Source organism: Streptomyces sp. NPDC058579 (assembly GCF_042718575.1).
Lineage (GTDB): Bacteria > Actinomycetota > Actinomycetes > Streptomycetales > Streptomycetaceae > Streptomyces.
The window spans coordinates 554074-567161 of record NZ_JBHXPI010000002.1 but is presented as its reverse complement, the minus strand read 5'-3'; the positions used below and the strand labels follow the sequence as shown (position 1 = coordinate 567161).

Annotated in this window: 11 protein-coding genes; 3 read left to right on the top strand and 8 right to left on the bottom strand. The window is 72.7% G+C overall.

Features of this window, described 5'->3' with window-relative positions; translation table 11 throughout:
- Positions 1–85 precede the first annotated feature (85 nt).
- The 4 genes from ACFWRO_RS05320 to ACFWRO_RS05305 all read right to left on the bottom strand — a co-directional run bounded on the left by ACFWRO_RS05320 (position 86) and on the right by ACFWRO_RS05305 (position 4781).
- Entirely contained in the window at positions 86–1507 is a 1422-nt protein-coding gene (locus tag ACFWRO_RS05320) for a GH1 family beta-glucosidase (RefSeq protein WP_384504476.1), read from the bottom strand.
- 29 nt (positions 1508–1536) lie between these two features.
- Positions 1537–2376: a carbohydrate ABC transporter permease gene (locus ACFWRO_RS05315; RefSeq protein WP_384504525.1), complete on the bottom strand. Its 840-nt coding sequence runs from the start codon at positions 2374–2376 to the stop codon at positions 1537–1539.
- Positions 2377–2437: 61 nt separating this feature from the next.
- Positions 2438–3436: a carbohydrate ABC transporter permease gene (locus tag ACFWRO_RS05310; RefSeq protein ID WP_384504475.1), complete on the bottom strand. Its 999-nt coding sequence runs from the start codon at positions 3434–3436 to the stop codon at positions 2438–2440.
- Positions 3437–3464: 28 nt separating this feature from the next.
- Positions 3465–4781, bottom strand: coding sequence for an extracellular solute-binding protein (locus ACFWRO_RS05305; RefSeq protein WP_384504473.1), 1317 nt, complete (start codon positions 4779–4781; stop codon positions 3465–3467).
- A 188-nt stretch (positions 4782–4969) separates the two neighbouring features.
- Here ACFWRO_RS05305 and ACFWRO_RS05300 point away from each other — a divergent pair, with 188 nt between their 5' ends.
- Positions 4970–6337, top strand: a complete 1368-nt coding sequence (locus tag ACFWRO_RS05300) for an ROK family protein (protein WP_384504471.1) — start codon at positions 4970–4972, stop codon at positions 6335–6337.
- A gap of 36 nt (positions 6338–6373) precedes the next feature.
- On the opposite strand, the gene ACFWRO_RS05295 is transcribed toward ACFWRO_RS05300, so the two are convergent.
- Genes ACFWRO_RS05295 through ACFWRO_RS05285 form a run of 3 tightly spaced genes read right to left on the bottom strand, consistent with a single transcriptional unit; the run spans position 6374 to position 8276 of the window.
- Positions 6374–7285: a hypothetical protein gene (locus ACFWRO_RS05295; RefSeq protein ID WP_384504469.1), complete on the bottom strand. Its 912-nt coding sequence runs from the start codon at positions 7283–7285 to the stop codon at positions 6374–6376.
- The gene (locus tag ACFWRO_RS05290; RefSeq protein WP_384504467.1) at positions 7282–7770 is read right to left on the bottom strand and encodes a hypothetical protein; all 489 of its coding nucleotides are present in this window, start codon (positions 7768–7770) and stop codon (positions 7282–7284) included. The genes ACFWRO_RS05295 and ACFWRO_RS05290 overlap by 4 nt, the downstream gene beginning before the upstream one ends.
- Positions 7771–7826: 56 nt before the next feature.
- A complete protein-coding gene (locus ACFWRO_RS05285) occupies positions 7827–8276 on the bottom strand; it encodes a hypothetical protein (RefSeq protein WP_384504465.1) in 450 nt (149 codons plus the stop codon).
- Here ACFWRO_RS05285 and ACFWRO_RS05280 point away from each other — a divergent pair.
- Positions 8235–11336 (top strand): CHAT domain-containing protein, encoded by a 3102-nt coding sequence (locus ACFWRO_RS05280; protein ID WP_384504463.1) that lies wholly within the window; start codon positions 8235–8237, stop codon positions 11334–11336. The genes ACFWRO_RS05285 and ACFWRO_RS05280 overlap by 42 nt on opposite strands.
- A 32-nt stretch (positions 11337–11368) precedes the next feature.
- Positions 11369–12571, top strand: a complete 1203-nt coding sequence (locus ACFWRO_RS05275; RefSeq protein ID WP_384504462.1) for a tetratricopeptide repeat protein — start codon at positions 11369–11371, stop codon at positions 12569–12571.
- A 69-nt stretch (positions 12572–12640) separates the two neighbouring features.
- Here ACFWRO_RS05275 and ACFWRO_RS05270 read toward each other — a convergent pair whose 3' ends face one another.
- The gene (locus ACFWRO_RS05270) at positions 12641–13078 is read right to left on the bottom strand and encodes a hypothetical protein (RefSeq protein WP_384504461.1); all 438 of its coding nucleotides are present in this window, start codon (positions 13076–13078) and stop codon (positions 12641–12643) included.
- Positions 13079–13088 lie beyond the last annotated feature (10 nt).

Sequence of the window (13088 nt, the reverse complement as noted above, 5' to 3'; positions counted from 1 at the left end):
GGTGGGCTTGGCCGGCGCTCGGCCTTGCGGGCGGCCTCCGGCGGGGGGCCCCCCCCCCCCGGGGGGGGCCCCACCGACGGAACGGTCAGGCGGTCAGGCCCCGGTGGGCGCGGATGATGTCCGCGTACCGCAGGCCGCTCCCCTTCACGGTCCGCCGCTGCGTGGCGTAGTCGACGTGGACGAGGCCGAAGCGCTTGTCGTAGCCGTAGGCCCACTCGAAGTTGTCGAGCAGGGACCACGCGTAGTAGCCGGCGAGCGGTGCGCCCTTGCGCAGGGCGCGGGCGCAGGCGGCCACGTGTTCCTCCAGGTACGCGGTCCGCTCGGGGTCGTCGACCGTGCCGTCGGGGCCCACGCGGTCGGGGAAGGCGGAGCCGTTCTCGGTGACGTACAGCCGGCGGGCGCCGTAGTCGTCGGTGAGCCGCATCAGGAGCGCTTCGAGCCCGCCGCCGTCGATCTGCCAGTCCATGCCGGTGCGGGGCACGTCCGGCAGGCGGACCTCACGGGCGTACGGGACGGGTCCGGCGGGGTCGTCGGCGACGGTGACCGGGAAGTAGTAGTTGACGCCGTGCCAGTCCAGCGGGGTGGCGATCGTGGCGAGGTCGCCCGGCCGTTCGGGCAGCTCGACGCCGTAGAGCTCACGCAGGTCGGCGGGGAAGCCGCGGCCGTACACGGGGTCGAGCCACCAGCGGTTGGTGTGGCCGTCCATGCGGCCGGCGGCGGCGATGTCCTCGGGCCGGGTGGACGCGGGCGTCACGGTCGAGTGGTTGGTGACGATGCCGACCTGGGCAGCGGGGGCGGCGGCGCGGAGGGCCTGGGCGGCGAGGCCGTGGCCGAGGAGCAGGTGGTACGAGGCCCGGACGGCGGCGGTGAGGTCGGTCAGGCCGGGGGCCATCCGGCCCTCCAGGTGGCCGATCCAGGCCGAGCAGAGCGGCTCGTTGAGGGTGGCCCACTGGGTGACCCGGTCGCCGAGGCGGGCGCCCACGATCTCGGCGTACCGGCCGAAGTGTTCGGCGGTCTCGCGCTCGGCCCAGCCGCCCCGGTCCTGGAGGGCCTGGGGCAGGTCCCAGTGGTAGAGGGTGACCGAGGGCGTGATCCCGGCGTCGAGCAGGCCGTCGACGAGCCGGTCGTAGAAGTCGAGGCCCGGCGCGTTGAGGGCGCCGTCGCCGGTCGGCAGGACGCGGGGCCAGGCGATCGACAGCCGGTACGCGTCGACGCCGAGGCCGCGCATCAGGGCGACGTCCTCGGGCCAGCGGTGGTAGTGGTCGCAGGCGACGTCGCCGTGGTCGCCGTTGTCGATGGCGCCCGGGGTGTGGGAGAAGGTGTCCCAGATGGACGGGCCGCGGCCGTCCTCGGCCACGGCGCCCTCGATCTGGTAGGCGGAGGTCGCGGTGCCCCAGGAGAAGCCGGCGGGGAAGGCGCCCAGGTCGAGCGCCGAGGGCGTGCGGGCGTCGGTGGAGTCGGACACGGAGGACCTCTCTGACGTCGGTGGGGACTGCGGTGGAGACATCGGTGGAGACACGGGGCTGCTGAAGAGCGTCACTTCACCGCACCTGCCGTCAGGCCGGCGACGAGGTAGCGCTGGAGGAGCAGGAAGCCGGCGACGACGGGGACGCTCACGACGAGCGAGGCCGCCATGACCTGGTTCCAGTACACGTCGTTCTGGGTGGCGTAGCCCTGGAGGCCGACGGCGAGGGTGCGGGTGGTGTCGTTCGTCATCACGGAGGCGAACAGGACCTCGCCCCACGCGGTCATGAACGCGTAGACGGCGACGGCGACGATGCCCGGGATCGCCGCCGGGACGATCACCCGGAACAGGGCGCCGAGCGGCCCGCAGCCGTCGACCTTGGCCGCTTCGTCCAGGTCACGGGGGATCGAGTCGAAGTAGCCGATCAGCATCCAGATGGAGAACGGCAGCGAGAAGGTGAGGTACGTCAGGATCAGCCCGCCGCGTGAGCCGAAGAGCGCGATCCCGGTGGCGTTGCCGATGTTGACGTAGATGAGGAACAGCGGCAGCAGGAAGAGGATGCCGGGGAACATCTGCGTGGAGAGCACGGTCACGGTGAAGACCCGCTTGCCCCGGAAGCCGTACCGGCTGACCGCGTACGCCGCGAAGACGGCGACCACCACGGAGCAGACGGTCGCCGCGCCGGCCACGACGAGGGAGTTCACGAAGTAGTCGGCCAGTGGGACGGTCTGCCAGATGTCGACGTACGGCCGGAGGGTGAGCGCGCTCGGGATCCACTGGAACTTCTCCGAGACGTCCTCCAGCGGCTTGAGGGAGCTGGAGACCATCACGTACACCGGCAGCAGGACGAAGCCGGTGAGGAGGGTGAGGAAGATCCGCCGGGTCCAGAGGAAGGAACGGGGTGCGGCCATCGGCGATCGCGGCGGCCTCCGCATGGCGGGCGCGGGCGCCGGTGCGGGCGCGGGCGCGGGTTCAGGCATCGCCGGTCTTCCTTCCTCGGCTGGTGAGCAGCAGGTAGACGCCCGTGACGAGGAGCAGGAAGAGCAGCAGCAGGACGGACATCGCCGAGCCGGTGCCGAAGTTCCAGGTCTGGAACGAGGACTGGTAGATGTGCAGGGAGATCAGGTCGGCCGCTTCGGGCGCCGCCTTGCCGAAGAGCACGAACGGCGTGTTGAAGTCGTTGAAGGTCCACAGGAACAGCACGAGGACGAGGACCTGGTTGACGGGTCGCAGCGAAGCCAGGGTGATGTGCCGGATCTGCTTCCACACCCCGGCGCCGTCCAGGGCGGCCGCCTCGTACAGCTCGCGCGGGATGTTCTGCAGACCGGCCATGACGATGAGGAAGGCGAACGGCCAGCCCTTCCAGACGGAGACGACGAGCAGCGCCCAGAAGCTGTTGTCGCCGATGAGCCAGAAGGCGGGGCTGTCGCCGATGCCGAGCTGGTCGTGCAGGACGTGGTTGATCAGGCCGTTGTCGCGCTGGAACATGAAGGCCCAGGTGATGACGGCGGCGTAGACGGGCAGTGCGTACGGCACGAGGAAGAGCGCGCGCAGCAGGCCGCGGCCGCGGAAGGACTCCTGCAGGAAGACGGCGGCGGCGGTGCCGAGCAGCCAGCACAGGCCCACGGACGCGACGGTGAACACGCAGGTCGTCACGAAGGACTTCAGCAGGGCCTGCCCCACGGGGGCGTCGAAGTCGATCGAGAGCGCGTAGTTGTCGAGGCCGGCCCAGGGTGCGTCGCCCCAGTTCCGGATGGTGAACTGGGTGAGCTCCTTGAAGCTCATGGCGATGCCGATGACCATCGGCACGAGGTGGACGAGGAGTTCGAGGAGGAGGGCGGGCAGGAGCAGCAGGTACGGCAGCGAGATGCGGCGCAGCCGTCCGGAGCGGCGGCGCGGGGTGCGCGCCTCTCCGGACGGGGTCTTCCGCACCGTCCGCGGCCCTGCCTGGTGCGTGACGGTCGATGTCATGAGTGGTCCGGCCTTGTTCTTCCCGTGCCTACTTCTTGGGCATCTGCTGCTGGGCCTTGTCGAGCGCGGCCTTCACCGACTGGGCGGTGACGGGGCGGCCGGCCGCCGCGTCGGCGAAGAGCTCCTTGACCGCGGTGCCCACGACGGTCTCGAACTGGGACTCCTCGGGGACCTGCGGCAGGGCGGACGCGCTGGTGGCGAGCGTGTCGCGGATGACCTTGAGCGAGGGGGTGTCGAAGGCGGGGTCCGCCTGCGCGCTCTTGACCGGCGGGACGGAACCGTAGGCCTGGTTGAGGGTCTTCTGCTCCTCGTCGCCGGTCATGAACTTCACGAACTTCGTTGCGCCGTCGAGGTTCTTGGTGTTCTTGAAGACGGCCAGGTTGATGCCGGCGACCATGGAGTTGACGGAGGTGCCCTGGCCGGGCGCGCCGGAGGGTACGGGCGCGGGGGCGACGCCCCACTCGTCCTCGCTCATGCCCTGGGAGGCGAAGGTCTGCGAGGGGGTCTGCCACAGGACCATGGCCGTCTTGTCCTTGGCGAAGTCGCTGAGCGACTGGTTCTGGGCGTACTCCGCGTTGCCGGGCGCGACGATCTTCTGGCCGGCCATGAGGTCGACGTACTGCTTGACGGCGGCGACGGCCCCGTCGGAGGTGAAGTCGGCCTTGCCGTCGGCGGTGAAGAAGTCGGCGCCGTGCTGCTTGCCGAGGACGAAGACCTGGTGGATGTTGTTGGAGAGGTTGGCGCCCTCGACGCCGATGGCCCACTTGCCGTCCTTGCTCAGGAGCTTGCCGGTGGACTCCAGTTCGTCCCAGGTGGCCGGCGGCTTGTCGATGCCGGCGTCCTTGAACATCTTCTTGTTGTAGTAGAGCGCGTAGGCCATGGAGTACAGCGGGACGGCGGCCGGGTCCTCGCCGGGGGCGCCGGTGGAGCCGAGCGCGGAGTCGACGAAGCGGTCCTTGCCGCCGATCTTCGCGAAGGCCGCGTCGTCCCAGGGCAGCAGGGCGCCGGTGGACTGCAGCGAGGCGCTCCAGGTGTTGCCTATGTTGAGGACGTCGGGGCCCTGGCCTGAGGTGGTGGCGGTGAGGATCCGGTTGAGCAGGTCCGACCAGGGCACCACCTCCAGCTTCACCTTGATGCCCGTCTCCCGCTCGAACTGGTCGAGTTCGGGCTGCAGGACCTTCTTGTCGACCTCGATGCTGGAGCCCTGGTTGGAGGCCCAGTACGTGAGCGTCTTCGGCTGGGAGTTGGAGCCGGAACCGTCGGAGGTGCCGCCTCCGCAGGCGGCGGCGGTGAGGACGAGGGAGAGGGTGACGGCACCGGTGACCGCGGCTCTGATTCTGTGCATGGCTCCTCAAGGCCCTTTCGGGGAGTGACGGAGTCCGGGGAGGAGGTGGGGCGGGCGAGACGTCCCGTGCTCGCCCCGTACACCCTCCCGGCTTATTTTAGGACGTGAGTTAAATGCCGAGAGAAGGTCGCGTCAAGGGCCCCGACAGGGGTATCTTGCGATCAGGTACTTCAGGAACTGGGGGCAGAGTGCGAGCGAAGAGCAGCCGTACGGTGCGTGACCTGCGGCGGGAGAACCGCACCGCCGTCTTGCGGCGACTGTATTTCGACGGGCCGCAGAGCCGCCTGACGCTCGGCCCGGCGACCGGCCTGAGCTCGGGCTCGGTCAGCAACGTGGTCGGCGAGCTCCTGGCCGAGGGCCTCGTGGAGGAGGCCGGCAGCGTCGACTCGGCGGGCGGCCGCCCCCGCACCCTGCTGCGCGTGAGGCCCGGCAGCGGCTGCATGATCGGCGTCGACGTCGGCGAGACCCGCATCAGGGTGGAGCTGTTCGACCTCGCCCTCACCGAACTCGCGCGCGTGGAACGGCCGTTGGCTACGGAGGGTCCGGGCGTCCCGGGCGCAGGCCCGGGCGGCGGCCCTGGCGGCGGTCCCGGCGGCCCTGGCCCGCACGGCCGGTACGAGGTCGGCATCGTGGTCGGTCACGTGCGCGACGGCATCGCCGAGGTGCTGCGCGCCGCGGACGTGCCCGCGGAGCGGCTGCTCGGCGTCGGCGTCGGCGTCCCCGGCATCGTCGCCCACACGCCCGAGGACGGCGCGGTGGTGCACGGCCAGACCACGGGCTGGGACGCCGTCCCGCTGGAGCGGCTGCTCCGGGAGACGGGCGCGGTGCCCGAGAGCGTGCCGTACCTCATCGACAACGGCTCCAAGACGCTCGGCCAGGCCGAGATGTGGTTCGGCGCGGGGCGCGGGGTCTCCGAGGCCGTGGTCGTGCTCTTCGGTTCGGGTGTCGGCGCGTGCGTGATCGGCGAGGGCACGGAGTCGGGCCGGGCGATCGAGTGGGGCCATCTGACGGTACGGGTCCGGGGGCGCCGCTGCCGCTGCGGTTCCCAGGGCTGCCTGGAGGCGTACGCGGGCGCCGAGGCGCTCCTGGAGCGCTGGCGGGAGGCGGGTGGCAAACCGCCCGTCGGGGCGGACGAGGAGACGGCGCTGACATCGATGCTCACGGCCGCGTACCCGCCGGAGGGCTCGGACGCGGAGCCCGACGCGACGGCGCTCGCCGTCCTGGAGGAGACCGCCGAGTACCTGGGCGCCGGCTTCGCCGACCTGATCAACCTCTTCCAGCCCGAGCGCATCCTCGTCGGCGGCTGGGCGGGCCTCCAGCTCGGCTCCCGCTTCCTGGAGACGGTCAAGCCCCACGCGGCCGCCTTCGCCCTGCGCTACCCGGCCGAGCGGACCCGTATCGAACTGGGCACCCTGGGCCCGGACGCGGTCACCGTGGGCGCGGCGATCCTCCCTCTGGAAGCCTTCTTCGCCCGTGGCGGCCGCCGCACCGACTCCCCGCCGGAAGCCCCCGTCCCCACCTGGCAACCGGCCCTCCAGCACCGCGTGACGTCCTGACCTACGGACCGATCCGCGCCGGGAGAGGCGACCCCGTCAGCCGGTCTTCCGCAGAGCCCGGGAGAGGCGCTCGCCGAGCGCGCGGTCCATGCCCGACGGGGAGTCGATGCCGAGGGCGGCCGCCAGGTCGCGGACGTGCAGGTCGGCGAGGGCCTCGGTGAGTTCGGCGAACGCGTCGGCCGCGGCCCGGCCTCGGCGGAGGCCCGCGGCGACGGCGCAGATCCCGACCAGGGCGGCCGGCCACCACCACGAGCCGAGGACCAGGTAGCCGGCGCCCCAGGCGCACAGGCGCGCCGCCGCCCCGAACCGTACGCGAGCGGCGTGCAGTTCGGCGCGGGTGCCGTCGGCGGCGAGGAGCCACAGGTGGGGCCAGGCCGCCGCCAGGTCCAGGCGGTACGCGCGCCAGAGCCGCTGCCCGGGCGCGGCGAGCCGGTCGCCCATGGAGAACGGGTGGCGTGGCGCGACGGCCGCGATCCGGTCGCGCTCGGCGAGTTGGCGTTCCGCGAGGTCGGCGAGCCGGTCGGCGTCGTCCGCCCCGGTGACGCGGGCGCGGCCGGCCGTGACAAGGGCGGCGCGGAACACGGCGTCGGCGGCGCGCCAACGGCGCGACCTACGGTCGGCGAGGCGCCGCAGCAGGGGCCCGCGGGGCTCGGCGCACCAGAGGAGTTCCAGTCCGGTGCCGAGGGTCTGGGCGGCCGTGCCGATCGCCGCCGCGCCGAGCAGCAGCGCAAGGGCCACGAGAGCGATGGTGCCGGCGCTGCGGGACACGGGGGAAGCGGCTACGGTGTCGATCCAGGTCCGCAACTGCCCCACGTCGGACCAGTGTTCGTGGCCGAGCACCGTCGCCGTGGTGACGGCGGCGATGAAGAGCAGCCCGGGCAGCGCGAGGAGCGTCAGCCACCGGTCGGCGATCCGGCCCCCCAGCGCGCTGAGGAAGGCGCTGGTCACCGGAGGGGGACTTCGCTCAGCGGCCGGCCGAGGATGCCACAGGCGGGCCGGTCCGGGGCGTCGGCGTCCGGTGCCTCCACGCGCCCGCACCGGCCCGTGGGGCAGGCCAGCACGTACAGCGCGGGATGCCCAGGCCCGGCCACCGGCAGGCCCTGGAAGCCGGGGGTGGGAGGAAGGGGCGTCGTGCGGTAGGAGCCGAGTCCGGCGCTGTGCCCCGCCGCGAGGAGCAGCTCTTCCAACTCGTCGAGAAGATCGTCGAGTTGTTCGGGCGATCGGCCGTCGCGCAGGGCGGAGACGATGGTCTCGACGAGCCGGGCGCCCTGCTCGCCCAGAGCGCCGAACTCCGGTGAGGAGGAGGGGTCCGAGAGCCGGCGGCAGAGCTCCCCGAGCCGCCCGTCGCCGGTGCCCGCCCCGTCGGCCGCGTCCGCCCCGTCGCTGGCGTCCGCCCCGTCACCGGTGCCCGCCCCGTCGGCCGTGTGCGCCACGCTTCCGCTCCCCCAGAACGCCGGTTGTCACGTGGGGCTGATTGTACGGCCGGACCTCAACGATCCGATGGCTTCTTGGCTATCGTGAACACGGGCCGTAACGTGGACGACACGCGTGGATGTGCGGTCCGGGGCTTCAACCGGGGGTGGTCGTGGTCAGCGCGGCGGATGCGGCGGATGCGACGGCAGCCGAAGGACCCGGTGGGCAGCCGGGTGCCGATCAACTGCTGGGGCACCATCTGAGGACGGGCGACCGCAGTGCGCTCGACGAGGCCGTCCGGGCGTACCGTCAGGAACTCGCGGCCGCGAAGAGTGCCGCCTTGGTGCCGCATCTCGCCGGAAATCTCCTGATCGCCCTGTACCGCCGGTGGCAACTGGCGGGCGACACAGGTGATGTGGAAGCGCTGATCACCCTCGGCCGTGAACGGGTGCTCTCCGGCGATCGCGTACACCGCCAGGACATCGTGCTGCTCGCCCTGGCGTACCGCCAGCGCTTCGGCGTCCACGGGCAGGCGAGCGATCTCGACCAGGCGATCGAGCTGTTCGAACGGGCTGCCGATCTGCCGCAGGACGCCAAGACCGGCGCGCAGGCACTGGCCTCGCTGGGCGAGGCCCTGCAGGCTCGGCACAAGTACGGCGGGCAGGGCGACCCGGCGGGCCCCGGGACGGACCTGGAGCGGGCCACGAGCGCCTTGCGGGACGCGCTGGAGATCGTTCCACCCGGTTCGCCCGACCGACTCGGCTACCGCAACAACCTCGCCACGGCGCTGCACAGCGCCTATCTCCAGAGCGGCGACACCACCGCGCTGCGCGACGCCCTGGACCTGTGGCGGGCCGTGGTGCGGGAGAGTCCACCGGGCAGCGAGGCCCGTCGGCTCACCCTGGGGAACCTCGCCCAGGGGCTTCGCCATTGGAACGAACACCACCCCGAAGAGGGGGACTTGGCGGAGATGCTGGACGTGCACCGCGCCTCGCTGGCCGAGACCCGCGCCGGCCACCCCGACCGCCCCGAGCGGCTCGCCTGTCTGGGCATCGCGCTGCGTCTGACCGCGGAGAACAACGGTGACCCCGAACTGCTGCGTCAGTCGGCGCAGCTGCTGCGCGAGGCCCTGCCTCTGTTCGCGGCCGGCTCCCCCGAGCAGGCCATGAGGATGAACAGCCTCGGCAACACCCTGCACCGACTCGCCCAGATGACCGGGGACGAAGGCGTTCTCGACGAGGCGATCATCGTCCTGCGGTCCGCCCTCGCCCAGCAGCGGCCCGGCACCGGCGCGCACGCCAACACCTTGGCGAACCTAGCCGTCACCCTCTGGGAGCGCGCCGAGCAGACGGACGACCTGGGCTCTCTGCGGGAAGCCACCAGGCTGGCTCGGGACGCCGCCGAGGCTGCCGCGGCGAATCCCGCCGCTCGGGTCGCACGCCTCGCCAACCTCGGTGTGGTTCTGCAGAGTTGGCACGGCTCGACCGGCGACACGGCCGCCTCCGACGAGGCGATCCGCGCGGCCCGCCGGGCCCTGGCCCTGGCCCCGCGGTCCGGACCGGTCCGCGCGGACCGGCTGAACCACCTGGCCAACGCCCTGCGCACGCGGTTCGGGGGGAGTTCCGACGTGTCGGACCTCGACGAGGCGATCGCCCTGCTCGAAGAGGCCGCGGAGCACGCCCCGTACGGGGATCCGGCGCTTGCGCTCGTGCTCTCCAACCTCGGATCCGCCCGTCTGACGCGACATCATCACAGCGGCGGTGAGGGGCTGTTGGAGCAGGCGGTCAGCGATCTGGGCCGGGCCGTCTGGTCGGCCCCGGAGGGCGGCTCGGCGCACGGCACCTTTCTGAGGGCGTACGGCGACGCGTTACGTGCCCTGCACGACCAGGACGGTGACCCTGGGGTGCTGTCGGCCGCCGAGGACGCCTACCGGCAGGCCGCGGGCACGAGGGCCATCCCCGCCCACGAGCGGGTTCTGGCGGCCTGGGACTGGGGAGCCGCGGCGGCCGCCGGCCTCCGCTGGGACGAGGCCCTGCGCGGCCATGAAGTGGCCCTGGAACTCCTGCCGTTCGCCGCTTCGCGTCGGCTTGCCCGCAGTGACCAGGAGCGCGGTCTGTCCCGGGTGCGGGGCCTGGCCGCCGAGGCCGCCGCGTGCGCGGTCAACGCGGGACGTCCGGAACGCGCGGTGGCGCTCCTGGAGCAGGGCCGGGGCGTCCTGCTGAGCCGGGCCATGACCACCCGGGACGGACTCGGCCGGCTGCGCGCCGCCCACCCGGGTCTCGCCGAGGCGTTCGTCTCGATCCGGGACCGTATCGAAGCGCTGGAGGCCGCGGACGTGGCGGAAGCCGCCCTCGGCCGACTACCGATCACCCCCTCGGAGCAGCGGCACACACTGGCGAGCCGGCTGGAGGAGCTGGTGGCGCGGATCCGCCGAGCACCGGGCTTCTCCGACTTCCTCACCGCACCGGACGAGAACACCCTGCTCGCGTGCGCGGCGGACGGCCCCGTCGTGCTCGCCTACTGCAGCGGCTACCGCAGCGACGCCCTGGTCCTGCACCCGGAAGGCGTCCTCCTCGTGCCGCTGCCGCGTGCCACCCCGGACGCCGTCGCCGAACAGGCGGACAGGCTCCGGCTCGCGCTCGCCGACGCGATGGACCCCTCCCGCGACAAGGACGCCCAGCGGACCGTCGCGGAGGTCCTGGCCTGGACCTGGGACCACGTCACAGGCCCGGTGCTCGACCGGCTCGGTCTCACCGGTGCGCCCGAGGGCGAGCTGCCCCGGCTGTGGTGGTCGCCGGGCGGGACGCTGGCCGCCCTGCCCCTGCACGCGGCGGGTCACCACGGCGAGAGCCCCGATCGCGTGCCGCGTCCTGAGAGTGCGGCAGGGCCCAGGACCGTCATGGACCGTGTGGTCTCCTCGTACACGCCGACCGTCAGAGCGCTCAAGTACGCCCGGGACCGCGCCGCCGCCCCGCGGCCGCCCGGCCGGCTGCTCGCCGTGGCCCTCCCCGACACCCCGGGAGCCCGGCCGCTCGGCGGGGCACGACGCGAGGTGAAGGCGCTGAGCGCGCTGCTGCCGACCGATGTGCTGTACGGGGAAGAGGCCACCTTCGACCACGTCATGGCCGCCCTGCCGGATCACCCGTGCGTCCACTTCGCCTGCCACGGCGTCAGTGAACCCGCCGACCCCTCGGCGGGCCGGCTGCTCGTGCACGACCATCGGACCCGGCCGTTGACGGTCCGCCAGATCGCCCGGCTCGAACTGCCGGCCGCGCGGCTCGCGGTGCTCTCGGCCTGCGAGACGGCGCGCGCCGACGGGGACCTGGCCGACGAGTCCATCCACATCACGTCCGCGTTCCAGCTCGCGGGATATCCCCACGCCGTCGGCACGCTCTGGGCGGTGCACGACGCCGTGGCCGTCCGTGTCACCCGCCTCCTCTACCGGGGGCTGCGTTCCGACGACGACGGTCCGGTACTGGACGACAGCCGCACGGCGGCCGCGCTGCACCAGGCGGTCCTGGAGTGCCGCACCGCGTTCGCCGCCAGCCCGAGCCTGTGGGCCGCCCACGTACACGCGGGTGCCTGAGGCACTCGCCCGGACAGGAGGAGACAGTCGCGATGAGCCGGTGGTGGCGGCGCAAGGCCGCAGAAGGGGACTCGGGGAACGGTGCGGACGGGCGCCGGTACCAGGAGCAGGCCCAGGATCAGGAACAGGAACAGGGGCAGGGGCAGGCCTCGGCGGCGGGTGCCTGGCACATCACCCTCACGGAGGTGACGAAAGGCAGTCCGGAGCAGGAGATCGCGCGGATCGCGATCTCCCCCGAGGAGTTGCACACCATGCGTGCCCGGGCCGTCGTCGAGCGCCTCGGCCCCGAGCACCCGGAGGCGCTCGACGCGGTGCGGGAGCTGGCCCGGGTCCTCGCGGCGACCCCCGGTCGCGGCGAGGACGCGGTGTCGTACTACCAGCAGGTGGCCCGGGGCCAGTGGACCGTTCTCGGCGACCGCCACGAGGAGTACCTCCGCACCTCGGCCGAACTCGCGGACGTCCTCCACCGGACCGGACAGCTGCGCCTCGCCGAATCGGCCTGGCGCGACACCTTCCGCGGCCAGTCGGAGACCCTGGGACGCGATCACCTCGACACCCTGCGCAGCGCGGCCGGTCTCGCCTCCGTCCTGGAGGACCTCAGGCGCGCTCCCGAGGCCGAACCGCTGCAGCGGGACGTCCTGGAGCGACGCACCAAGCTGCTCGGCCCCGACCACCCGGACGTGCTGACCGCCGCCAACTCCCACGCCGCCTCCTTGCTCAAGTGCGGCCGCCACAAGGAGTCCGAGCGGGCGTTGCGCCGCCTCGTGCCACGCCTTGAGCAGCGCTACGGGCCCGACCACGAGCGCACCGCGGCGGCGCGGGCCAATCTCGGTGCCGTACTGGTCCGGCTGAACCGCCATACCGAGGCGGAGGCGCAGCTCCGTGCCGTCATCCGGTCCTTCGAGTCGACCGTGGGACCCCACGACGAAACCACCTTCGTCGCACGCAACAACCTGGCGGCCGTTCTCCACGCCATGGAGCGCTACGAGGACGCCGTCCCCGTCCTGCGGGAGGTCCTGGCCGGCCGGGTCGCCCTGAACGGCGAGGACCACCCGGTCACCGTGTCGACCCGGGACAACCTCGCCAACGTACTGATCGACGTGGGACGGCACGCCGAGGCGGCCGCTCTGCTCGACCGCTGCGTCCGCGACTACGTGCGCATCTACGGCCCGGGCCATCCCCGCCAGCGGGCCGCCGAGGAGAAGCTGGCCTGGCTGCGGGAGGGCGGTGGCTGACGACCGTGCACGGACAGCGGGAAGGGCCCGCACCTCGTCGGAGGTGCGGGCCCTTCTTCAGTTCCTGCTCTACGAAGACGTCCAGTCGGCCGGGACCGGCATGCCCCAGTCCTCGCAGGCGCGGACCATGACGGCGCGGACCTCCGGCCCCGCGTGGGCGTAGGAGACCGGGCCGTCCTCGCCGATCAGGTAGTCGCCGGTCAGGCCGCCGAGGAACTCCCGTACGACGGGCTCGGGTGAGGCGGCGACCCTCTCCAGGAAGGAGAAGGAGCGCCGCAGCACCTCCGACCGCTCGGGACCCTGCTCCGCCGCGAGCGCCGGCCGCAGCACGTCGTTGAACAGGTCCCAGAGACGGCCGTACACGTCCGTCCTGACCGTGTCCCCGTCCTCCGGGTCGCCGGTCAGCTCGACGGCCGCCCGGACCTTCTCCTCGACCGGCTCACGCATCTCGGGGAAGCTCTCCAGCATCTCCCCGAGAAACGTGCGCGATGCGATCGGTTCCGTCACCACGTGCTCG

Coding starts and splice junctions, on each gene's coding strand:
- ACFWRO_RS05320 (WP_384504476.1), bottom strand. CDS start 1,507: ATGTCTCCACCGCAGTCCCCACCGACGTCAGAGAGGTCCTCCGTGTCC.
- ACFWRO_RS05315 (WP_384504525.1), bottom strand. CDS start 2,376: ATGGCCGCACCCCGTTCCTTCCTCTGGACCCGGCGGATCTTCCTCACC.
- ACFWRO_RS05310 (WP_384504475.1), bottom strand. CDS start 3,436: ATGACATCGACCGTCACGCACCAGGCAGGGCCGCGGACGGTGCGGAAG.
- ACFWRO_RS05305 (WP_384504473.1), bottom strand. CDS start 4,781: ATGCACAGAATCAGAGCCGCGGTCACCGGTGCCGTCACCCTCTCCCTC.
- ACFWRO_RS05275 (WP_384504462.1), top strand. CDS start 11,369: ATGAGCCGGTGGTGGCGGCGCAAGGCCGCAGAAGGGGACTCGGGGAAC.